General features: G+C 72.2%; 22 protein-coding genes and 1 tRNA gene. 8 read left to right on the top strand and 15 right to left on the bottom strand.

Going from position 1 to position 21,872, the window contains the following annotated elements; translation table 11 throughout:
• Positions 1–45: 45 nt before the first annotated feature.
• Entirely contained in the window at positions 46–975 is a 930-nt protein-coding gene (locus tag HUT16_RS15995; RefSeq protein ID WP_176188843.1) for a GlxA family transcriptional regulator, read from the top strand.
• Between the two features lie 66 nt (positions 976–1,041).
• Here the strand turns inward: HUT16_RS15995 and HUT16_RS15990 are convergent, their stop codons facing one another.
• Together HUT16_RS15990 and HUT16_RS15985 are read right to left on the bottom strand one after the other, a co-directional pair.
• Entirely contained in the window at positions 1,042–2,229 is a 1,188-nt protein-coding gene (locus tag HUT16_RS15990) for an Ig-like domain-containing protein (RefSeq protein WP_176188842.1), read from the bottom strand.
• A 138-nt stretch (positions 2,230–2,367) separates the two neighbouring features.
• On the bottom strand, positions 2,368–2,901 hold the full coding sequence (locus tag HUT16_RS15985) for a PadR family transcriptional regulator (protein ID WP_176188841.1): 534 nt from the start codon (positions 2,899–2,901) through the stop codon (positions 2,368–2,370).
• 87 nt (positions 2,902–2,988) lie between these two features.
• On the opposite strand from HUT16_RS15985, the gene HUT16_RS15980 reads away from it, so the two are divergent.
• Entirely contained in the window at positions 2,989–3,759 is a 771-nt protein-coding gene (locus tag HUT16_RS15980) for an alpha/beta fold hydrolase (RefSeq protein ID WP_176188840.1), read from the top strand.
• An 11-nt stretch (positions 3,760–3,770) separates the two neighbouring features.
• On the opposite strand, the gene HUT16_RS15975 is transcribed toward HUT16_RS15980, so the two are convergent.
• Positions 3,771–4,142, bottom strand: a complete 372-nt coding sequence (locus tag HUT16_RS15975) for a nuclear transport factor 2 family protein (protein WP_176188839.1) — start codon at positions 4,140–4,142, stop codon at positions 3,771–3,773.
• Positions 4,143–4,237: 95 nt separating this feature from the next.
• Here HUT16_RS15975 and HUT16_RS15970 point away from each other — a divergent pair, with 95 nt between their 5' ends.
• Positions 4,238–5,128: a LysR family transcriptional regulator gene (locus tag HUT16_RS15970; protein WP_176188838.1), complete on the top strand. Its 891-nt coding sequence runs from the start codon at positions 4,238–4,240 to the stop codon at positions 5,126–5,128.
• A gap of 47 nt (positions 5,129–5,175) precedes the next feature.
• Here HUT16_RS15970 and HUT16_RS15965 read toward each other — a convergent pair whose 3' ends face one another.
• From HUT16_RS15965 to HUT16_RS15925, 9 genes are all read right to left on the bottom strand, one after another.
• The gene (locus HUT16_RS15965) at positions 5,176–6,294 is read right to left on the bottom strand and encodes an aminopeptidase P family protein (protein WP_176188837.1); all 1,119 of its coding nucleotides are present in this window, start codon (positions 6,292–6,294) and stop codon (positions 5,176–5,178) included.
• 15 nt (positions 6,295–6,309) lie between these two features.
• Positions 6,310–7,668, bottom strand: coding sequence for a dipeptidase (locus HUT16_RS15960; protein ID WP_176188836.1), 1,359 nt, complete (start codon positions 7,666–7,668; stop codon positions 6,310–6,312).
• Positions 7,669–7,684: 16 nt separating this feature from the next.
• Positions 7,685–8,230, bottom strand: a complete 546-nt coding sequence (locus tag HUT16_RS15955; protein WP_254897831.1) for a hypothetical protein — start codon at positions 8,228–8,230, stop codon at positions 7,685–7,687.
• A 13-nt stretch (positions 8,231–8,243) separates the two neighbouring features.
• Positions 8,244–9,722 (bottom strand): APC family permease, encoded by a 1,479-nt coding sequence (locus HUT16_RS15950; RefSeq protein WP_176188835.1) that lies wholly within the window; start codon positions 9,720–9,722, stop codon positions 8,244–8,246.
• A 972-nt stretch (positions 9,723–10,694) separates the two neighbouring features.
• A complete protein-coding gene (locus HUT16_RS15945) occupies positions 10,695–11,066 on the bottom strand; it encodes a hypothetical protein (RefSeq protein WP_176188834.1) in 372 nt (123 codons plus the stop codon).
• A gap of 193 nt (positions 11,067–11,259) precedes the next feature.
• Positions 11,260–12,150 (bottom strand): IS3 family transposase, encoded by an 891-nt coding sequence (locus HUT16_RS15940; RefSeq protein WP_176188833.1) that lies wholly within the window; start codon positions 12,148–12,150, stop codon positions 11,260–11,262.
• Positions 12,147–12,455 (bottom strand): transposase, encoded by a 309-nt coding sequence (locus HUT16_RS15935; protein WP_176188832.1) that lies wholly within the window; start codon positions 12,453–12,455, stop codon positions 12,147–12,149. The genes HUT16_RS15940 and HUT16_RS15935 overlap by 4 nt, the downstream gene beginning before the upstream one ends.
• A gap of 282 nt (positions 12,456–12,737) precedes the next feature.
• Positions 12,738–12,811 (bottom strand) — tRNA-Pro (locus HUT16_RS15930).
• Between the two features lie 87 nt (positions 12,812–12,898).
• Positions 12,899–13,843, bottom strand: a complete 945-nt coding sequence (locus HUT16_RS15925; protein ID WP_176188831.1) for a metallophosphoesterase — start codon at positions 13,841–13,843, stop codon at positions 12,899–12,901.
• A gap of 189 nt (positions 13,844–14,032) precedes the next feature.
• On the opposite strand from HUT16_RS15925, the gene HUT16_RS15920 reads away from it, so the two are divergent.
• Positions 14,033–14,488: a GatB/YqeY domain-containing protein gene (locus HUT16_RS15920; protein ID WP_176188830.1), complete on the top strand. Its 456-nt coding sequence runs from the start codon at positions 14,033–14,035 to the stop codon at positions 14,486–14,488.
• Positions 14,489–14,669: 181 nt separating this feature from the next.
• Here HUT16_RS15920 and HUT16_RS15915 read toward each other — a convergent pair whose 3' ends face one another.
• A complete protein-coding gene (locus HUT16_RS15915; protein WP_176188829.1) occupies positions 14,670–16,991 on the bottom strand; it encodes a transglycosylase domain-containing protein in 2,322 nt (773 codons plus the stop codon).
• A gap of 400 nt (positions 16,992–17,391) precedes the next feature.
• Between HUT16_RS15915 and HUT16_RS15910 the strand changes: the two genes are divergently transcribed.
• Positions 17,392–17,715 (top strand): WhiB family transcriptional regulator, encoded by a 324-nt coding sequence (locus HUT16_RS15910; protein WP_030461873.1) that lies wholly within the window; start codon positions 17,392–17,394, stop codon positions 17,713–17,715.
• Positions 17,716–17,728: 13 nt separating this feature from the next.
• Here HUT16_RS15910 and HUT16_RS15905 read toward each other — a convergent pair whose 3' ends face one another.
• Both HUT16_RS15905 and HUT16_RS15900 read right to left on the bottom strand, forming a co-directional pair.
• Positions 17,729–18,904, bottom strand: a complete 1,176-nt coding sequence (locus tag HUT16_RS15905) for an ArsA family ATPase (protein ID WP_176188828.1) — start codon at positions 18,902–18,904, stop codon at positions 17,729–17,731.
• Positions 18,901–19,911 carry an ArsA-related P-loop ATPase gene (locus HUT16_RS15900; protein WP_176192698.1) on the bottom strand — a complete coding sequence of 337 codons (1,011 nt, stop codon included), beginning with the start codon at positions 19,909–19,911 and terminating at the stop codon, positions 18,901–18,903. Before HUT16_RS15900 ends, HUT16_RS15905 begins: the two co-directional genes overlap by 4 nt.
• A 287-nt stretch (positions 19,912–20,198) precedes the next feature.
• Between HUT16_RS15900 and HUT16_RS15895 the strand changes: the two genes are divergently transcribed.
• The 3 genes from HUT16_RS15895 (at position 20,199) to HUT16_RS15885 (ending at position 21,775) form a co-directional block, all read left to right on the top strand.
• Entirely contained in the window at positions 20,199–20,354 is a 156-nt protein-coding gene (locus HUT16_RS15895) for a DUF4177 domain-containing protein (RefSeq protein WP_014136749.1), read from the top strand.
• A 3-nt stretch (positions 20,355–20,357) separates the two neighbouring features.
• Positions 20,358–20,822, top strand: a complete 465-nt coding sequence (locus HUT16_RS15890) for a RidA family protein (RefSeq protein WP_176188827.1) — start codon at positions 20,358–20,360, stop codon at positions 20,820–20,822.
• Between the two features lie 110 nt (positions 20,823–20,932).
• A complete protein-coding gene (locus HUT16_RS15885; protein ID WP_176188826.1) occupies positions 20,933–21,775 on the top strand; it encodes an NUDIX domain-containing protein in 843 nt (280 codons plus the stop codon).
• The last annotated feature ends 97 nt before the right edge of the window (positions 21,776–21,872 follow it).

The following is a 21,872-nucleotide window of genomic DNA, read 5'->3' as shown; positions in this document are numbered from 1 at the left end:
GTGCGCGTCCTTGCTGCCACCGGGGAGCTCCGCCAACCTGGGAGCATGCCGACCCGCAGCGTGCTGATCGTCCTGTTCGACGGGGTGCAGAGCCTCGACGTCACCGGCCCGCTGGAGGTGTTCCACGGCGCCGGGCACCCCGTCACCACCGCCTCGCCCGGCGGGCGGCCGGTGCGCAGCAGCAGTGGGCTGACCCTGCTGCCCGACACCGACCTCGACCTGGCCGCCCCCGCGCACACCCTGCTCGTCCCGGGCGGCGTCGGCACCCGCGGCGAGGTCGCGCCCGAACTGCCCGCCCGGATCGCCGAACTCGCGGCCGGCGCCGGGCGGGTGGTCTCGGTGTGCACCGGCACCTTCCTGCTCGCTGCGGCCGGCCTGCTGGCGGGCCGCCGGGTCACCACCCACTGGCGGCACTGCGCGACGCTGGCCGCCCGCCACCCCGAGCTGACCGTCGACCCGGAGCCGATCTACGTCCGGGACGGCCGGTTCCTGTCCTCGGCGGGCGTCACCGCGGGCATCGACCTGGCGCTGCACCTGGTGGAGGAGGACCTGGGCCGGGAGGTCGCGCTGGCGGTCGCCCGCAACCTGGTGGTGTTCCTGCGCCGCCCCGGCGGCCAGGCCCAGTTCTCCGCCCAGCTGTCGGCGCAGCTCGCCGAGCGGGACTCGGTGCGCGAGGTGCAGCGCTGGATCGTCGAGCACCCGGAGGAGGACCTGTCGGTGGAGTCGCTGGCCCGCCGGGCCGCGCTGTCGCCGCGCCAATTCGCCCGGGTCTTCGCCGCGGACGTCGGCATGACCCCCGGCCGGTACGTGGCCGGGGCCCGGCTGGAGGCGGCCCGCCGCCGGCTGGAGGACAGCCGGGACGGCGTGGAGCAGGTCGCCCGCTCCTGCGGGTACGGCTCGGCCGAGGCGATGCGCCGGGCCTTCGCCCGCACCCTGGCCACCACCCCGGCCGACTACCGCCGCCGCACCCGCTGAGGCCCGCCGCCGCGGGCCGCGGTCAGCCCGCGATCAGCCCGCGGTCAGCCCGCGATCAGCCCGCGGTCACCACTGCGACCAGGGCAGGGTCCAGCCGCTGAGGCCGTTGGCGGGGTCCAGCCGCTCCTTCTTGACCGAGTTCCGGATGATCACCACGTCGCCGATCTTCGAGGCGTTGTAGACCTGCCCGGCGACGGAGTCGTCGCTGCCCTCGGGGGTGTCGGGCATGCCGATGCAGCCGTGGCTGATGTTGGCGCGGCCGGCCACGCCGCGGGCCTGCGGGTTGCCGTGCAGGTAGGTGCCGGAGCTGGTCAGGCGCATCGCGTGCGGTTCCATCGCTTCGTAGCCGGGGCCCTTGAGGTTGGTCTGGCCCTCGGAGGTCATCTTCTCCATCCGGCTCTTCGCCGAGATGACCATGGTGCCGTTCCAGGAGGGGTTGTCGTCGGTGCCCGCGACGATCGCGATGGTCTGGTCCGGCTTGCCGTCCTCCTTGACCACCATCTGGTGGGTGCGGGCGTCGACCTCGCTGATCCGGGAGCGGGCGATGGTGAAGTGCTCGTCGCGCTGGGTCGCGCCGTACACGCCGGGGGCCAGCTCCACGCTCTTGGTGCGCAGGTGGACCTGGACGGTGGTGCCGGGCTTCCAGTACTCGGCGGGGCGCAGGTCGAGCCGGGTGTCGCCGTCGAACCAGTGGCCCCTGACCTGGGTGCCGTCCGAGGCCTCGACCGTGATGGCCCGTTCGACGGCCTCCTTGTTCGTGACCTTCACGCCGCCGAAGTTCACCGAGACGATCATGCCGACGCCGAAGTCCTCGCCGGTCACCACGTTGTCCTCAACCTTGACCGTCCGCCGCGGGACGAGCGTGGTGAAGGTGCTGGTGGCGGTGGCGGCCACGCCGTCGGCGTCGGCGGCCCGGGCGCTCACCCGGTAGGTCGAGCCGACCGCGAGGCCGCCGGGGGCCGGGGCCCAGGTGAGGCTGTCGGCGGCGATGGCGCCCTCGACCGGCCTGCCGTCCTGGTCGGTGACGCTGACCTCGGTCAGCTTGCCGGTCGCCACCGAGACCTTGACCGCGCCCGGGGCCACGTCCTTCGCGCCGTCCCCCGGCTCGATCGACAGCACCGCCGCGGACGCCTTCGCCCGCACCGGGCCGCTCGCCGTCCCCCCGGCCGGCGTGTCGGAACCGCCGCCGCCCCCGCCGCCCCCGCCGCCGCACGCGGTCAGCAGCAGCGCCCCGCCCAGAACCGCGCCCACCATCGAAATCCGTCGCACGACGGGTCCCCCTCCATCCGGTCTTTCCGGAAGAGGTACACGCTCGAAGGGGCGTTCGGGTTTCGGTCGGGAGCCCGGAGAAGTGTCACGGTTTCGCACGGGCCCGGCGGCGCGCCGGCCCGGTCAGCCCGCGGGTCCCGCCAGGTCGGCCAACGTCCGTTCCAGCCAGTCCAGTTCGGCCCGGCTGGTGGCGCGGGCCACCGCCAGCAGGCCCTGCCGGAACGGGTCGTCCAGCTCCTCGGCGGCCAGCGGGCGCCCGTCGTCGTAGAAGAAGCTGCTGGGCTGCCGCAGGAACTCCAGCCGCCGCCCCAGCACGGCGGACTGCTCGTCCGGGTCGCCGAGGTGGCGCAGGAAGGCGAGCACGGTGAACCAGTGGTTCTCGTCGGTGATCTCGGTGCCGTCGGCGTCCCGCAGCCGGCGCAGCAGCTCGGCCCGGCCGTCGGCGGTGAGGGTGAGCACGTGCCGGGGCGCGGCCCGGCTGCCGGGCTCGGTCTGCCGGACCAGCCACCCGGCCCGCTCCAGGCGCTTGATCGCGGGGTAGAGGGTGCCGTCCGCGATGGGCCGGACGTGCCCGGTCAGGTGGGCCACCCGCCGCTTCAGCTCGTAGCCGTGCAGCTGCTGTTCGAAGAGGAAGCCGAGGATCGCCAGTTCCAGCACCGGACCATCATCCCGCACCTGCGTTATGCATAGATGCCGATGTATAGTCCTGGCGAGGTAATAACCGTCATCCCGGGAGGACGAACCGTGCGCACCGCCGAAGTGACCCCCAGCGGCGCCCTGATGCGCTGGACCGAGATCCCCGGCGACCGGGGCCGCCCCCGCGTCTACCTGCACGGGCTCGGCGCCGCGGCCGCCCCGTACTACGCGGCCACCGTCGCCCGCCCCGAACTGGTCGGCGCCCGCTCGCTGCTGGTCGACCTGCTGGGCTTCGGCACCAGCGACCGCCCCACCGACTTCGACTACACCCTGGAGCAGCACACCGATGCGGTCGCCGCGCTGCTCGCCGCGGCCGGTGTCCGGGGCGCCGACGTGATCGGCCACAGCATGGGCGGCGCGATCGCCGTCCTGCTCGCCGACCGCCACCCGCACCTGGTGGCCCGGCTGGTGCTGGTCGACCCGAGTCTGGACCCGGGCACCCCCGAGCGCGGCCGGGCCGGCGGGGGCGGCATCGCCTCCTACTCCGAGGACGAGTACCTGGCCGGCGGCTGGCGGGAGATCCGCGACCTGGTCGGCCCGCACTGGTGGTCCACCTTGCGCCTGGCCGGCCCCGAGGCGCTCCACCGCAGCGCCGTCCACCTGGTCCGCGGCACCGACCCGACCGTCCGCGCCCGGCTCGCCGCGCTGACCGTGCCCCGGCTCCTGCTCCACCCGAGCTCCGACGCCCCGTACCCCGGCGGGCCGGAACTGCTGGCCGCCGGGGTGGCGGTGGTGCCCGTCCCGGACTGCGGGCACAACGTCATGCTGGACAACCCGGACGCCTTCACCGCCGAACTGGCCCGCTTCCTGGCCGACTGACCCCCGGCCGGTCAGGCCGCCCCGTCCGGGCGCTGGAACTCCGGCTGGTCCAGCAGCCGCAGCCAGCTGCCGTCCGGCTGCTGCCGCACCACCTGGGCGCGGGCCCCGGCGCCGTCCTTCGGCGGGGTCGCGGTCAGCGCGATGCCGTCCGCGGCCAGCGTCGGCAGCGGCGGCTCGGGGGTGAACCGCGGCCGGTGGGTCAGCACCTCCGCCCACAGCTCCCGGATCGCCGCCCGGCCGACCGTCACCTGCCCGGGCGGGTAGGCCAGCACCGCGTTCTCCTCGTACAGCGCCGCGACCCCGTCGGCGTCGCCCGCGTTGGAGCGCTCCACGAACAGCCGGGTCAGGTCCTCCGGGCGCATCGCCTTCTCGTACTCGCTCACCGCGGCCTCCTCCTCGTCGTTCTGTGCCTCCAGCCTCCGCCCGCCCCGTTCAGAAGTCCAACAGCTGGTTGCGTTCCGAACTAGAATCAGGAGTCATGGAGCTGAGGCAGCTGGAGTACTTCGTCGCGGTCGCCGAGGAGCGCAACTTCACCCGCGCCGCCGAGCGGGTGCACATCAGCCAGTCCGGGGTGAGCGCCCAGATCCGGCAGCTGGAGCGCGAGTTGGGCGCCGAGCTGTTCGACCGCTCGGCCCGCGCGGTGACGCTCACCGTCGCGGGCAAGGCCGCCCTGGAGCACGCCCGGCAGGCGCTGGCCGCCGCCCGCGCGGTCGGGCAGGCGGTCGGCGAGGTGAGTGGCCTGGTGCGCGGCAGCCTGCGCCTGGGCATGGTCGCCGGCTGCACCCTCACCCCGCTGTTCGACGGCCTGGCCGCCTTCCACCGGGCCCACCCCGGCGTCGAACTCGCCCTGCTGGAGGACGACTCCGAGCACCTCACCGAGGCCGTCCGCACCGGCGCCCTCGACCTCGCCCTGATCGGCCGCCCCGCCCCCGCCCCGGACGGCCTGGACACCCACGTGGTGGTCGGCGAACCCGTGGTCGCCGCCGTCCCGCCCGGCCACCCGCTGCTGGACCTCCCCGCCCCCGCCCTCGCCGACCTGCTCGCCCACCCGCTGGTCTGCATGCCGCGCGGCACCGGCCTGCGCGCCGTCCTGGACCGCGACTGCGCCGCCCGCGGCCTCACCCCGCACATCGCCCTGGAGGCCGGCGCCGCCGCCGCGATCGCCGACCTGGCCGTCCGCGGCCTCGGCGTGGCCGTGCTCAGCCGCTCGATGGCCGCCGCGTTCCCGGCCCTCGTCCCCGTCCCGGTCGCCGACCTCACCACCCCGGCCCTGCTCGCCCTGGTCAACCGCCCCGCCCCGCCCCCGGCCCTGCGCGCGCTGCTCTCCGCCCTGCGCCGGGCCTTCCACCTCCAGCCGCCCCCGGCGTGACGGAGGGCCGCCGGAACGCCGACGGCCCTCCCCGCCCCGCCTCCGGCTCAGTTCACGAAGGCCAGCTCGTGCGGCGTCCCGTTGAACCGCAGCCCGCCGTCCTCGGTGACGGTCACGATGTCCTCGATCCGGACGCCGAACCGCCCCGGCAGGTAGACCCCCGGCTCGATCGAGAAGCACATCCCGGGCACCAGCGGCTGGGTCTCGCCCTCCACCATGTACGGCGGCTCGTGGGTGGTGAGCCCGATGCCGTGGCCGACCCGGTGGATGAAGTACTCGCCGTACCCGCCGTCGGTGATCACCTTCCGGGCGACCCGGTCGATGTCCTGGCAGGTCACCCCGGGCGCGACGGCGTCGAACGCGGCCTGCTGGGCCCGCCGCACCAGGTCGTGGACGGCGAGCACCTCCTCGGGCGGCTCGGTGCCGACGAACACGGTGCGGGTGGTGTCGGAGCCGTAGCCGTCCTTCAGCCCGCCGAAGTCCAGCACCACGGTGTCGCCGCGCCGGATCAGCCGGTCCCCGGCCTCGTGGTGCGGGTTCGCCCCGTTCGGCCCGGAGCCGACCACGGTGAAGTCGACCTGGCTGTGCCCGTGCTTGATCAGCAGCGCGGCCAGGTCGGCGGCCACCTGGTTCTCGGTCCGCCCGACGAAGGGCATCCCCAGGATCTCCCCGTACGCCAGGTCCGCCGCCGCCCCGGCCGCGGCCAGCCGCTCCAGCTCGTCGTGGTCCTTCACCGCCCGCAGCATCGGCAGCACCGCCGTCAGCGCCGCGTACGAGGTGCCCGGCAGCGTCCGCTGCAGCCCGAGCAGGTGCATCGCCCAGGCGTTGTCGGAGATCCCGTACCGGCCGCCGCCGTCCAGGTTCGGCGCGAGCGCCGCGTACGGGTCGCTCCCGTCCGTCCAGTCGGCCATCCGGACGGCCTCCGCACCCGGCGCCTGCTCGGCGTCCGGGCGCTCCAACTTCGGTACCAGCAGCACCGGTTCGGCTCCGGCCGCGAGCACCAGGGCGGTCAGCCGCTCGGTCGTCGCGGTCGGCCGGTAGCCGGTCAGGTAGGTCAGGTCGGGGCCGGGGGTGACGACCAGTCCGGCCAGCCCGGCGTCCGCGGCGGCGGTCGCGGCGCGGGCCATCCGGGCCTGGAAGTCTGCGGTGGTGAACGGCGCGGGCATGCTCTCCCTCTCGAATCAGCGGTGGGCGGCGGCCGCGTAGTGGCGCAGGAACAGCGCCTCCACCCGGGCCATGTGCTCGATCTCGGACGGGTCCACGCTCTCGTTCGGCGCGTGGATCAGACAGCGCGGCTCCTCCACGCCCATCAGGATGATCTCCGACTCCGGGTACTGCGCCGCCAGCACGTTGCACAGCGGGATCGACCCGCCCTGCCCGAGGAAGGACAGCGGCTTCCCGTAGACCTCCCGCGCGGCCGCGTCCAGCGCCGCGTACGCCCGCCCGTCGGTGGCGGCCCGGAACGGCGAGCCCTTCGACTCCGGCTCCACCGTGACCCGGGCGCCCCACGGCGCGGCCGCCACCAGGTGCGCGGTCAGCGCCTCCTGCGCGGTGCCCGGGTCCATGCCGGGCGGCACCCGCAGGCTGACCCGGGCCCGGGCGGTGCCCGGGACCGCCGCCGCCGAGCCGACCACCGGCGCGCAGTCGATGCCCAGCACCGTCACCGCCGGGCGCGCCCACAGCCGGTCCGCGACCGTCCCGGAACCGGTCAGGCCGACGCCCTCCAGCACGCCCGCGTCCGCGCGGAACTGCTGCTCGTCGTACCCGACGCCGTCCCACGTCCCGCCGCCGTCCAGCCCGTCGATCCGGGTGCCGCCCTCGGCGTCGCGCAGCGAGTCCAGGATCCGGACCAGTGCGGCCAGCGCGTCCGGGGCGGGGCCGCCGAACATGCCGGAGTGCACGTCCGACTCCAGCGTCCGCACCGTCACCACGACGTTCGCCAGACCGCGCAGCGAGGTGGTCGCGGTCGGCACCCCGACCGCCGCGTTGCCGGTGTCGCAGACCAGCAGCACGTCCGCGTGCAGGTCCTCGGGGTGCTGCGGGACGTACGCCTCCAGGCCGCCGGTGCCCTGCTCCTCCGAGCCCTCGGCGACCAGCTTGATCCCCACCGGCAGGTCGTCGCCGAGCGCCCGCAGCGCGGTGAGGTGCATGACGACGTTGCCCTTGCAGTCCGCGGTGCCCCGCCCGTACCAGCGCCCGTCCCGCTCGGTCAGCTCGAACGGGGGCGTGGTCCAGGCCGAGTCGTCCAGCGGCGGCTGCACGTCGTAGTGGCAGTACAGCAGCACGGTCGGCGCACCGGGCGGCGGCGGGCGGTGCCCCAGGACGGCGTGGCTGCCGTCCGGGGTCTCCGCCAGCCGGACGTCCCGCAGCCCGGCCTCGGCGAACGCGGCGGCCACCCACTCGGCGGCCTGGCGGCACTTCTCCGGGGGCTGCTGCCGCGGGTCGGCGACCGACGGGATGGCGACCAGCTCGGCCAGGTCCCGCTGGGCGCGTGGCATCAGCGCCGCGATGCGGGCGGCGAGTTCGGTGTCGGTGGTCATCGCTGCTCCCTTCCCCTCAGTTCCGGATCGTGTCGCCGGTCTTGATGTCGTCGATCTTGTCCTGGTACTCGTCCAACTGGTCCGGGCAGTACACGCCCAGGATCAGCGCCTCCGCCTGCACCACCCGGTCGGGGACGATGACCGGCCGCTGCCCGGGGCCGTCCGCCCCGTTCGACATCTGCACCCGCTGCAGGCCGGTCTTCAGCGAGCTCGCCGGGTCCTCGCAGACCGCGCCGCCGTCCGTGCCCAGCGTCCGGGCGACCTGCTCCCGGTCCGGCGTCGGGTAGCCGTTCGCCTGCAGCTTCGAGATCAGCTCGTCGGCCTTCCGGAACGACTGGTTGGTGGCGTGCTGCTGGGTGAACGTCAGCAGGCCGACCACCGCCATCGCGACCAGCAGCACGATCGCGCCCACGTAGATCCACTTGTGCTGGGAAGCCATCCGGGTGCTCATCCGCCGCTCCTGACGTTCCGTCCGCTCCTGGTGCTCCGCCCGCTCCGTCCGCTCCTGGTGCTCCGCCCGCTCCGTCCGCTCCTGGTGTTCCACCCGTTCCTGGCGTTCCACCCGTTCCGTCCGCTCATGCCGTCTCCTCCGCGATGGCGGCGGCCGCCGCGGGGTCGCGCCACGAGGGCTTGCTGGCCTTCAGGAAGGCGAACGGGACGATCACGCCCAGCAGCAGCAGACCGCCGCCGACGATCCCGATGTACGCCCAGACGCTGCCGCCGCCGAACTGCGAGGACGGCACGAACCCGATCACCATGGCCGCCGCCGACGCCAGCAGGCCCACCACGCACAGCACCCCCAGCGCCGGGGCGCGGTAGCCGCGCGGGTGGTCCGGCTGGAGCCTCCGCAGCCGGATCGCCGCCAGGAACATCAGCAGGTAGACGATCAGGTACACCTGCGTGGTGATCACCGAGAAGATCCAGTACACGCTGGAGACGTTCGGGATGAACGCGTACATCAGCGCGATGGCCGTGGTTACCACGCCCTGCGCGACCAGGATGTTCTGCTGCACCCCGTGGCTGTTCAGCTTCTGCAGCGACGGCGGCAGGTAGCCCTCCTGCCGGGAGATCATCAGCAGGCCCTTGGACGGGCCGGCCAGCCAGGTCAGCATGCCGCCCAGCGAGGCCGCGACCAGGCCCACCGCGATCAGCGGCGTCAGCCAGCCGATGTGGAAGTACTGGAAGAACGCGTCGAAGGCCTGCATCACGCCCGCCGTCAGCGACAGCTGGTCGGCCGGCACCACCCAGCTGATCGCCAGCGCCGGGAGGATGAAGATCAGCAGCACCATCCCGACCGCCAGGAACATCGAGCGCGGGAACTCCCGGCCCGGGTTCTTCAGCGAGGAGACGTGCACCGCGTTCATCTCCATGCCCGAGTAGCTCAGGAAGTTGTTGACGATCAGCACCAGGCTCGCCAGGCCCGTCCAGGCCGGCAGCAGGTGGTCCGCCGACATCGGCGCTGCCGACGGGTTGCCCTGCCCCAGGAACACGAAGCCCAGCACCACCAGCAGCGCGCCCGGGATCAGCGTCCCGATGATCAGGCCCCAGGACGCCAGGCCCGCCACCGCGCCCGTCCCGCGCGAGGAGACCCAGACGCCGGTCCAGTACAACACCATGATCACGATCGCCGTGTAGAGGCCGTTGCTGGCCAGGCTCGGGTCCACCACGTACGCGATCGTGCTCGCCACGTACGCCAGCAGGCTCGGGTAGTAGAAGATCGTCATCGCGAACTGGCACCACACGGCCAGGAACCCCAGCGGCTTCGACAGCCCCTGGGCCACCCAGTTGTACACGCCGCCCTCCCACCCCGAGGCCAGCTCCGCGGAGACCAGCGCCGTCGGCAGCAGGAACACGATGGCCGGCACCACGTACAGGAACACGCAGGCCAGCCCGTACACCGCCATCGTCGGCGAGGACCGCAGGCTCGCCACCGAACTGGTCGTCATCAGCGCCAGCGTCACCCAGGTCATCCTGGGCGTCGCCACCGCCTTCACCCGCTTCGCCGCAACCGCCGCCGTCGCCCCGTCCGGACTCGGCACATCCGCCGCGCTCATCCACCGCCTCCTCGAAGCGGCCCCGCCCACCGGAGCCCGCCCCTCCACCCTCCGGCCCCCACCCCCACCCCGCATCCGAAAACCCGTCACCACCCCCACCCCCCTCACCGGAACAGCCCAACACCCCACCCCACCACCCCCTCACCCACCCCCCCATCCACACCCTGTGGACAACCCCACCCACCACCCACCCCGGCGCCCCACCCGACCACGCAAAACAGCCGGGGCCAGTGACCCCCACGAGTCACCGGCCCCAACTGCTGCCACGAAGTCGGGATAGCGGGATCCGAACCCGCGACCTCTTCATCCCGAAGCAACCCGGGTGCCAACCCGACCAGGGGTCAGGGGGTTGCTGACCTGCGCACACAGTCCCGGAACGTTCGTGGCTGTCCGCCAAAGTACGGGGCTGTTGTAGCGCAGTTAGACACTCGGCCTTGCGCGGTTCCTCGTGAGGCCCATGCCTTCCGCTGCTGTCAGGCGCGGCTCGCTGAGCAGAGCCACGATGCCAGCCAAAGCCGAGAGTGCAGCAGGGAGGAGATCGGTCGGCGCCTTGAGCACCACCACGATGACGACCACGGCCACTGGCCAAATACCAGGGGCTCGGGTTGACAGGGGGCGCGTGGTTTCAGTCAGACTCACTGTGATGCCTCCAACGAGGTGTCCATTGCCCGCCGTACCGCACATGGTTCGCAGCCTCCGCGGTATCGGCGGGCATCTTTATTTCGTCATCGGACCGTAGCAGCGGAGAGTGCAGCCGCTGAGCACGAGTGATGACTCTCAGATGAGTGAATTTCTATACTCAGAAACGCAACGTGACGGCTCGACGTGCAACATGTTCTCTGAGAACATGTCAGAAATGCTGATTAATCAGGGCATATCGGCCGACGCATCACTGGGCGTGATTGGCTTGAATGCGGCATAAGGCTCCTCTGGCATGGTGGGCCGCCGAGGACAAGGTCGAGGGCTCTCCGCCTACGCGTTCAACAGGCGCTTACCGTGGATGGACGCGGCATGATGCCAGGAGCAAGCAGTGCAGCGTTCCAGGTAGGTGTGAGGAGAGGCATCCATCGCGTCGACCTCAGGCATTTCCCAGAAGTTCCGGCGGTCATGTACGCGACCGCATGGGGCATCGGCTGAGTGGTATACGGTCAGGCTCGGGCCGGGAGTACCTCGAACGAGGCATGGAAGGCTGGGGCTACGATCGCCGACTTCCCGAATCTCGTCGTCGACTTGTTGGAGCAGGTCGAGCATCTTCCGCCGAAGCTTCTCTTGGGCCCGGTGGTGGTCGTCCATGATCTTTAGCCTGCGCAGCCGCAGCGTGTTCATCTCGTCAGCGATTGTCACGATGGCTCCTAAGAAGTGTTAGAGCAGTTGAGTACTTCTTAGGGCTTGATGGCGGAGGCTGTCATGCCGGGAGGTTGGATTGGCAGACTATGGCCAGATGGTGCTCATCAGTGATCTAATAAGGCAGTGTTCTGACCAACTGCTGGAGCAAGTTTGACTGTGAAGTTCCACCCTGCAGCTGGACACTCTCCGTCTACGCCGCGAGGGTGTGACCTTGCCGGTGCCGCTGGCGGATCTCAATTGGCGTGAGGTAACCCCACTCAGGGTGTTTGCGTAGGCGCCTGCGGTTGTAGAAGATCTCGACGAACGCGAAAACCTCCGCCCGGGCTGTGGCGCGGTCCGGCCAAACCCGAGTGCCGATCTCCTCCTTCAATACGGCGAAGAAGCTTTCGGCGGCGGCGTTACCGTAACAGGAGCCGACTCGCCCCATCGACTGCCTCATGTCCAACTTGCTTATCTCACTCCGGAATTCACTCGACGTATATTCGCTGCCGCGGTCGGTGTGAAAAATGCACCCCCGCTCCAGAGTGCCGCGGCCGGCGGCCATCCGCAGTGCGGCCGCCGGCAGTTCGGCGCGGTGGTGGTCGGCCATCGCGTGGCCGACGACCTCGCGGGTGGCCAGGTCGATGCAGGTGGCCAGGTAGAGCCGGCCCTCCTCGGTCGGCAGGAAGGTCATGTCGCCGACCAGCCGCATCCCGGGGCGGGGAGCGGTGAAGTCGCGCCCGATCAGGTCCGGGGCGAACACCGGCTTGCGGGCCTGGCGGGTCAGACTGCGGCACCGGCGGCGGGTGACACCTGCGATCCCACGTTCGCGCATGATCCGCTCCACCTTCTTCCGGTTCACCGCCCGGCCCTGGCGGCGGAGTTCCGCGTGAACGCGCGGGACGCCGTAGGCGCCCCGGGAGGCCAGGTGTATCACCGTGATCTCGGCGGCGAGGAGGTCCTCGGCCCGTTCGCGGGCACGCCGGTCCTGTTCGCCGGCGCGGCAGGCGTAGAAGGAGAAGCGGGCGATCCCCAGCGCTCGGCAGATCCGCTTGACGCCGAAGGCGCCGTGGTGATCCTCAACGAAACGGAAGCGGGTCACCGATTCGTCTCGGCCGCGAAATAGGCGGCTGCCTTGCGAAGGATCTCGATCGTCTTCTGCTGCTCGAGGTTCTGCCGGCGAAGCCGGGTGAGCTCCTCGCGCTCGGGGCTGGTCAGGTCGCCGGGCCGGCCCTCACCTCGGTCGGTGCGGTCCTGCTTGACCCAGCCTCGCAGCCCCTCCGGGCCGACCCCGAGCTCCCGGGCGATTTCGGTGACGTTCCGGTGCGGAGAAGACCGGACGAGCGCGACCGCGTCCCTCTTGAACTCCGCCGTGTACCGCTTACTCATGTTGCTGTTGCTTCCCACCTGAAACTGCTTCCTCCGGGCTCACACGTCCCAGTCTCCAGGTGTCCAACCGCAGGGTGGAACTTCACACCCGGATGTGGACCGCCGCCCTCGACACCCGCCGGCGGATGGCGCCGGGCTCGCCCGTGGCGGTGCTCGACGCCCTGCTGAAGGAACCTCAGGGGTAGGCCCGGGAGGGGGTTCTCCGGCGGTTTTCTCCCAGGATTCTCCCAAGAGGACCGGGAGAGACAAGCAGGGCCGGTGTTCCCTGAGGAACACCGGCCCTGACCTGCACTTACGAAGTCGGGGTAGCGGGATTTGAACCCACGGCCTCTTCGTCCCGAACGAAGCGCGCTACCAAGCTGCGCTATACCCCGGTCCTGCTTTGTTGCCTTCCGTGTCCGGCGCAACGAGTAGAACTCTACAGGAGGTGGGGCCAGAGACGAAATCCGGTTTCGGGCTGGTCAGCGCGGGGCGGGGGTGAGGGTGAGGAGGGTGGCTTCGGGGGGGCAGGCGAAGCGGACGGGGGTGTAGCGGTTGGTGCCGCAGCCGGCGGAGACGTGGAGGTAGGAGCGGTGCTGGGGGGTGGTGTGGGTGGAGAGGCCCTTGACGCGGTCGGTGTCGAGGTCGCAGTTGGTGACCAGGGCGCCGTAGAAGGGGATGCAGAGCTGGCCGCCGTGGGTGTGGCCGGCCAGGATCAGGGGGTAGCCGTCGGCGGTGAAGGCGTCGAGGGTGCGGAGGTAGGGGGCGTGGACGACGGCGAGGGAGAGGTCGGCGTCGGGGGAGGGGCCGCCGGCGACGGCGGCGTAGTCGTCGTGGCGGATGTGCGGGTCGTCGAGGCCGGTGAACTCGATGTCGAGGCCGGCGACGGTGAGGCGGCCCCGGGCGTTGTTGAGGTTGAGCCAGCCGGCCTGGTCGAAGCCGTCGCGGAGCTTCTGCCAGGGGTTGTGGACGGCGCCGCTGATGCCGCGGCGGCCGCTGCCGTCGGGGTTGTTGAGGCCGTGGACGCCGCTGCGCAGGGCCTTGAGGTAGCGGGTGGGGCTCTTGCGGGCCGGGCCGTAGTAGTCGTTGGAGCCGAAGACGTAGACGCCGGGGAAGTCCATCAGCGGGCCGAGGGCGTCCAGGGCGGCGGGGACGCCGAGCGGGTCGGAGAGGTTGTCGCCGGTGTTGACCACCAGGTCGGGGCGCAGGCCCGCCAGGCTCTGCAGCCAGCGCTGCTTCTTGGCCTGGCCGTTGACCATGTGGATGTCGGAGACCTGGAGGATCCGGACGGGCCGGGCACCGGCGGGCAGGATCGGGACCTCGACGCGGCGCAGGCGGAACGAGCGGACCTCGTACCCGGCGGCGTAGACGAGACAGGCGGCGCCGGCGGCGGCGACACCGAGCGGGACGGAGTACAGCGGTCGCATCGGTCCATCGTCGCAGACGGGGGGAACGGTCGTACGGGCACCCGGGGGCGAAGCGGTCCGACGGGGTGTCAGGGGCGCCCGGGGGACGGGCGGGGAACGGCCGGGGCAGCGGGCCGGGAGCGGGGCCGGGCGCGCGGCCGGGCGTAAATGGGGCGGCACGGGGGCGGGGCAGGTGCCAGAATCGGCGGCATGACGACGCTCAAGGAGCAGCTGCAGGAGGACCTCACGGCTGCGATCAAGGCACGGGACGAGCTGCGCTCGTCCACCCTGCGGCTGACGCTGTCCGCGGTCACCAGTGCGGAGGTGGCGGGCGAGGAGAAGCGCGTGCTGTCCGACGACGAGGTGCTGCAGGTGATCGGCAAGGAGGCGAAGAAGCGCCGGGAGGCGGCCACCGCCTTCGAGGGCGCCGGCCGGGCCGAGCAGGCGGCGCGGGAGCGGGCCGAGGGCGAGGTGCTGGCCGAGTTCCTGCCGAAGCAGCTCTCGGACGAGGAGCTGGCGGCCGTGGTCGCCGCCGCGGTGGCCGAGTCCGGGGCGAGCGGCCCGCAGGGCATGGGCGCCGTGATGAAGCTGGTGCGTCCGCAGGTGGAGGGCAAGGCGGACGGCGGCCGGGTGGCCGCCGCGGTGAAGGCCGCGCTGGCCGGCTGACGCACGGGCGGGCGGACGGCCTGACGCCCTGACGGACGGCCTGAGGCCCTGACGGGCGGCCTGACGCCCTGGCGGGCGGGTGACGCCGGCCCGCGGAGAAGCAGGGAAGCGGACAAGCGGAGAAGCCGCCGGCCCGGAGGACCTCCTCCGGGCCGGCGGCTTCGTCGTGGGTGCCGCCGGGTCAGTGGCGGCCGGGCTTGGTGGTGTTGCCGCCGATGGTGCCGGGCGGGAGGGTGATGCCGCCGTTGACCAGGCCGCCGTCGTTGCTCCCGCCGGTGTTGCCGCCGTTGTTCCCGCCGTTGGCGCCACCGCCGCCGCCACCGCCGCCGGGGGTAGTGGCTCCGGCCGTGGTGGCGCCGCCGGTGGGCCAGCCGTTGTTCCCGCCCTGGACGTTGTCGCCGGAGGGGGCGGACGGGCTGTCGCCGGGGCTGGGGGACTGGGTGGGCTGCGGGATGTCGACCTTCTGGAAGGAGCGCGGGGCGCTGCCGTCGAGGGCGTCGTTCATGGCCTTCTGCCAGATCGGGCCGGGGCCGTCGGAGCCGTAGACCGCGCTGAAGGGCTTGCCGCCGATGCGGATGTTGCGCATCGGGACGTTGCCGCCGACGCCGCCGAGCCAGACCGAGGTGACCAGGTCGGGGGTGTAGCCGGTGAACCAGGCCGCGTAGCGGTTGTCGGTGGTGCCGGTCTTGCCGGCGATCTGGCGGCCGTCGTCGAGGCCGAGGGCGGAGCCGGTGCCCTTCTCGGTGACGCCGAGCAGCAGGGTGTTGATGCCGTCCGCGGTGGTCTGGGACATCGCCTGGTTGCAGTTGGCGCTCGGGACGCCGATGTCCTTGCCGTTGGAGCCGGTGACCGAGGTGATCGCGATCGGGGTGCAGTAGAGGCCGCGGGCGGCGAAGGCCGCGTAGGCGCCGGCCATCTGCAGCGGGCTGACCTCCTGGGTGCCCAGGGTCATCGAGGCGACCTGCTGGATCTTGGTGCCGTTGGCCAGGGTGCCGAGGCCCAGCTTGTCGGTCATCTGCTTGACCGGGCAGAGGCCCATCTGCTGTTCCAGCTGGATGAAGTAGGTGTTGACCGACTTCTGCATGGCGACCTGCAGGCTGTACGGGCCGTGCTCGCTGGTGGACTCGTTGGTCAGCGTCGGCGTGTCGTTGGTGGTGCCGTCGCAGGTGCTCATCTTGGGGTACTGCATGCTGTACGGCGAGGGGTATTCCTGGCTGATCGGGATGCCGGACTCCAGGGCGGCCGCGGCCACGATCGGCTTGAAGGTCGAGCCGGGGGAGAAGCCGTTGCCGCCGCCCATCGACGCGCCGACGTTGAGGTTCAGCACGGTCTGGTTCTTCGAGGTGTCCAGGCCGTACGGGCGGGTCTGCGCCATGGCGAGGATCTTGCCGGTGCCGGGCTCGATCATGGTGCCGGCGGCGGAGACCGGGTCGGTCACGTAGACCTTCTTGGTGACCGCGTTGTACATGGCGCTCTGCTTGTCCGGGTCGATGGTGGTGGTGATCTTCAACCCGCCCTGCGACCAGAGCTTCTGGCGGTCCGCCGCGGTCGCGCCGAACGCCGGGTCCTGCTTGACCACGTGGCGCACGTAGTCGCAGAAGAAGCCCATGCCGTTCTGCGCGGTGATGCAGCCGTTCTGCGGCTCGGAGTAGTGGACGCCGAGCGGCGCGGCGAGCGCCTCCTTGGCCTGCTCCGGGGTGATGTGCTTGTACTCCAGCAGCTTGTTGATCACCGTGTCGCGCCTGGTCTGCGCGGCCTGCGGGTGGGCGACCGGGTCGTACGCCGTGGGGTTCTGCACCAGGCCGGCCAGCATCGCGGCCTCGGGGATGGTGAGGTCCTTGGCGCTCTTGCTGAAGTACCGGTTGGCGGCGGCCTCGACGCCGTACGCCTGGTGGCCGTAGAAGGTGATGTTCAGGTAGTTGGTGAGGATCTGGTCCTTGGACAGGTCCTCCTCCAGCTTGATGGCGTACTTGAGCTCCTGGATCTTGCGGCCCAGGCTCTTCCTGGTGGCCTCCAGGAACGCCTGCTGGTCGTCGCCCGCCTGCTCGACGAAGACGTTCTTCACGTACTGCTGGGTGAGCGTGGAGGCGCCCTGCGCGGTGGTGCCGGACTCGGCGTTCTTGGTGATCGCGCGGAGCACGCCCTTGAGGTCGACGGCGCCGTGCTCGTAGAAGCGGGCGTCCTCGATGTCGACCTGGGCCTGGCGCATCACCGGGGCCATCTGGTCGGCGGTGAGGATGGTGCGGTCGCGGTCGTACACCTTGGCGATCAGGCCGCCCTTGGCGTCGTAGATCATCGACGCCTGGGACAGGGTGGGCTGCTTGAAGTCGTCCGGGATGTTGTCGAACGACTCCGCGGTGTCCTTGGCGGTCAGGCCGAACGCGCCGACCGCGGGCAGCGCCATTCCGGCGACCAGGATGCCGGCCAGGACCGAGCCGCCCAGGAACTTGACGCCGTGCCCTGCCTTGTCCATGAAGGAGCCAGTGGATCGCGAAGGTGCCATGGGGAGAACCCTACGTCGCGGAATCCCGTACACGGGGGCAGGTGTTCGCCTACGCTTGTCACAGAACTGCGACAGCTTCGCTCTGTTCATCGTCATCACTCTTGTGAGTGATGAGCTTTGTCCGATTCGCGGCGTTATGCCCGTGATCCGGACGGGTGTCGGGCGGGTCGCTGTCGCGCACCGTGACGAAAGCCCCCCTTCCGGCCCGGGCAAGGCCCCCGACCTGCGGTCACTCCAACGAGTGAGCTGCTGGACACCCATAGTCCGATCGGGTCATGCGAGATTGGGCACACAGGGGCTGTTGCGTCGTGCCGTTCTTCCGTAACGTCCTCAACTGGCAACGGTGAATATGCCGTTGCCGCCGTGGGGGAGCCCCGAATCGGGAGAGGACGGCGCCGGAATGGGCTGGGTGGACGACTGGAGCGCGCAGGCGGCGTGCCGCACGAGCGATCCGGATGAACTGTTCGTGCAGGGGGCGGCGCAGAACCGCGCCAAGGCGGTGTGCAGCGGGTGTCCGGTGCGCACCGAGTGCCTCGCGGACGCGCTCGACAACCGGGTCGAGTTCGGCGTCTGGGGCGGGATGACGGAGCGCGAGCGGCGGGCGCTGCTGCGCCGGCGGCCGACCGTGGACTCCTGGCGCCGGCTGCTGGAGACCGCGCGCACCGAGTACGAGGAGTCGCTGGCGACCGGGGTGGTCCTGCGGGACTACGCCCAGGCCGGCTGAGGCCGACGCTCCGTCAGGAGCGGTCGGTGGACGGGCCGTCGGGCCGTTCGGTGGGGGAGCCGAGCCGGTCGCCGATGGCCCGCAGGCCGTCCAGGTCGTGGACGTCGCCGGGGAGGGCGGCCACCTCGACGATCGGTACGTCCGGGTAGACCGAGGCGAAGCGATTGCGGGTGCGCCGCTCCCTCGTCATGATCTGCACCCGTTCGGCGTGCAGGCGCAGCAGGCCGGCGGCCAGCGTCTCGGCCGCCGCTCCGGCGTGCGGGGTGCCGTTCTCCTCCAGTGCCTCGGCGGCGGCCAGCGCGCGCTCCGCGGTGAGCTGCGGGGCGCCGGTGGAGTGGACCCGGTTGAGCACCAGGCCGGCCAGCGGCATGTCGTCGTCGGCGAGCCGGTCGACGAAGTAGGCGGCCTCGCGCAGCGCGTCCCGCTCCGGGGCGGCGACCACCAGGAACGCGGTGCCCTCGGCCTTCAGCAGCTGGTAGGTGCGGTCGGCGCGTTCCCGGAAGCCGCCGAACATCGAGTCGGTCGCGGAGACGAACGTCTGGATGTCGCTGAGCAGTTGGGCGCCGAAGATCTTGCCGAGGGTGCCGGTGATCAGCCCCATGCCGACGTTGAGGAACTTCATCGCGGAGCGGCCGCCGACCTTGGCGGGGGCGGTCAGCAGCCGGATCACCCGGCCGTCCAGGAAGGACCCGAGGCGGGTCGGGGCGTCCAGGAAGTCCAGCGCGGAGCGGGACGGCGGGGTGTCGACGACGATCAGGTCCCAGCGGTCCTCGGCGCGGAGCTGGCCGAGCTTCTCCATCGCCATGTACTCCTGGGTGCCCGCGAACCCGGCCGACAGCGACTGGTAGAACGGGTTCTCCATGATCACCCTGGCCCGGTCGGGCTCCGCGTGGGCCAGCACGACCTCGTCGAAGGTCCGCTTCATGTCCAGCATCATGGCCTGGAGTTCGCCGTCGCCCCGGGTGCCCTTGACCACCCGCGGGGTGTTGTCGAGCTCGCTCAGGCCCATCGACTGGGCCAGCCGGCGGGCCGGGTCGATGGTCAGCACCACGACGCGGCGGCCGCGTTCGGCGGCGCGCAGCCCGATCGCCGCGGCGGTGGTGGTCTTGCCGACGCCGCCGGAGCCGCAGCAGACCACGATCCGGGTCTCCGGGTCGTCGATCAGGGTGTCGATGTCCAGCCCGGTCATGCCGCTCCCTGCCGTTTCAGCTCGCCCGCCAGCCGGTACAGCCCGGCCAGGTCCATGCCCTCGCCGACCAGTGGCAACTCGTAGGTGGGGAGCTTGAGTTGCTGGATCTCGACGCGCTGGGAGCGCTCCAGCTCGACCCGCTCGGCGTGCTCCCTGGCCTGCTCCAGCAGCGGGTCGAGCAGCGGTTCCACGTTCGCCCGGACGGTCTCCGGCTTGCGCGAGCGCCCGCCGAGGCCGGCCTCGCCGAGGGCCAGCGCCACCTCCTCGCGGTGGTCGCCGTCGGCGGCCGCCACCGCCGCCGCGTCCAGTATCGGCGGGCGCACCATGTTGACCAGCACGCCGCCGACCGGCAGGCCGGAGGCGCGCAGGTCGGCGATCCCGTCCACGGTCTCCTGCACCGGCATCTCCTCCAGCAGGGTGGTGAAGTGCACCGCGGTCTCCGGGGAGCGCAGCACCCGCATCACGGCCTGCGCCTGGGAGTGGATCGGCCCTATCCGGGCCAGGCCCGCGACCTCGGAGTTGACGTTCAGGAAGCGGGTCAGCCGGCCGGTGGGCGGGGCGTCCATCACCACCGCGTCGTAGCGGCGGCGCCCGTCCGGGCCCTTGCGGCGGGCCGCCTCGCAGGCCTTGCCGGTGAGCAGCACGTCGCGCACGCCGGGGGCGACGGTGGTGGCGAAGTCCACGAAGCCGACCTTCTGCAGGGCCTTCCCGGCCCGGCCCAGCTTGTAGAACATCTCCAGGTACTCCAGCAGCGCCTGCTCGGTGTCGATCGCCAGCGCGTGCACCTCGCCGTGCCCCTTGCCGGGCAGCCCGAGCTGGGCGGGCGTCACAGTGGCCACCCGGCGCTCCTCGTACGGCAGCGCGGCGATCTGGAACAGCTCGGCGATGCCCTGCCGGCCCTCCACCTCGATCAGCAGGGTGCGGCCGCCGTCGGCGGCCAGCGCCAGGGCCAGGGCGGCGGCCAGCGTGGTCTTGCCGGTGCCGCCCTTCCCGCTGACCACGTGCAGCCGGACGCCCTCCCAGTCGGGTTCCCGCGGCGGTTCCTGCTCGGTCGGCCCCGCCGTGCCGCTGGTGCCCGCCACGCCCGCTCTCCGTCCGTCGCTGTCGGTACTGCCCGTGCTGTCCGTGCTGTCCGTGCCGTCCGCCGCCGTTCCCGGTGGTCGGTCTGGGGCCGCTCCCACCGCGAGGGTAACCAGCGCGCGGTCCGGATGCCGGGAGCACCCCGGCGGCCCCGGCGAATCATGCCCGCTTTGTGTCCCACCTCACACCGGCCCGGGCGGCTAGAGTCACCCCCATGACCAAGTGGGAATACGTCACCGTGCCGCTGCTCGTGCACGCCACCAAGCAGATCCTCGACACCTGGGGCCAGGACGGCTGGGAGCTCGTCCAGGTCGTTCCCGGGCCGAACCCGGAGCAGCTGGTCGCGTACCTCAAGCGCGAGAAGGAGTAGGGCATGGGCCAGGTCGAGCAGCGGCTCGCCGAGCTCGGACTGACGCTGCCCGAGGTCGCCGCCCCGGTCGCCGCGTACGTCCCGGCGGTGCGCGACGGCGCGCACGTGCTGACCTCGGGTCAGCTGCCGATGGTCGCCGGGAAGCTCCAGCTGACCGGCAAGGTCGGCGCCGAGGTCACCGCGGAGGAGGCCAAGGAACTGGCGCAGGTCTGCGCGCTGAACGCGCTGGCCGCGGTCAAGTCGGTGGTCGGCGACCTGGACCGGGTCGAGCAGGTCGTGAAGGTGGTCGGCTTCGTCGCCTCCGCCCCCGACTTCACCGGCCAGCCCGGCGTGGTCAACGGCACCAGCGAGCTGCTGGGCAAGGTGTTCGGCGACAAGGGCGTGCACGCCCGCAGCGCCGTCGGCGTGGCGGTGCTGCCGCTGGACGCGCCGGTCGAGGTCGAGCTGACGGTGCGGGTCCGGGACTGATCCGGGCGCCGCGCCCCTGACAGGGGAGGGCCCGCCACCGTTCGCGGTGGCGGGCCCTCGGCGTGCGGGCCGGGGCCGTTCCCGGGCGGGTGCGGTTAACATCCGTGAACATGCTGGAGATGCCGCCGTCCTGGCCCGCCCGAATCCGCGCCGTGGCCGCCGGGGAGATCGCCCCCGTGCCGCCCAGGCCCTCCGCTACCGTCGTGCTGCTGCGCGAGGCCGCGGCCGGCCCCGAGGTGTACCTGCTGCGCCGGCGCACCACGATGGCCTTCGCCGGGGGCATGTACGCCTACCCGGGCGGCGGGGTGGACCCGCGCGACCGGGAGGTGCGCCCGCCGTGGGCCGGGCCGTCGCCCGCCGAGTGGGCCGAGCGGCTGGGGGTGGACGAGCCGACCGCGTGCGCGGTGCTGTGCGCGGCCGTCCGGGAGACCTTCGAGGAGGCCGGGGTGCTGCTGGCCGGGCCGGACGCGCGGACGCTGGTCGGGCCCCGGGACTGGGCCGCCGAGCGGGGCGCGCTGGAGCGGCACGAGGTGTCGCTGGCCGAGTTCCTGGCGGAGCACCGGCTGGTGCTGCGCAGCGACCTGCTGGCGGCCTGGGCGCGCTGGGTGACGCCCGAGTTCGAGGAGCGGCGCTTCGACACCTGGTTCTTCGCCGCGGTGCTGCCGTCCGGGCAGGCCGCCGCGGACACCGTCGGGGAGGCCGACCGGGTCGCCTGGCTCACCCCCGCGGCGGCGGTGGCCGGGTTCGAGGCGGGCGAGTTCGGGATGCTGCCGCCGACCGTCACGGTGCTGCGCGAGCTGCTGCCGCTGCGCGCCGCGGCCGAGCTGCCCGGGGCGGCGGCGGGCCGGAAGCTGGTGCCGGTGCTGGGGCGGGCGGTGGTCTCCGGGGACCGCATGACGGTGCGCTGGAGCGGGTATGACGAGCTGACTATCGACGGAGTGTTCCCGGCGTGAGAACCTTCCCCCGGAACGATCACCGGCCCCGCCGGGCGACCCGTTCCGGGACGGGCCCGCGTCGGCCCGTACCGTTGACCGGACCACCGCAACCACC

It is taken from the genome of Kitasatospora sp. NA04385, assembly GCF_013364235.1.
GTDB lineage: Bacteria > Actinomycetota > Actinomycetes > Streptomycetales > Streptomycetaceae > Kitasatospora.
Note: the sequence above shows the minus strand (reverse complement) of the source record. Positions and strands in the feature narration are given on the sequence as shown.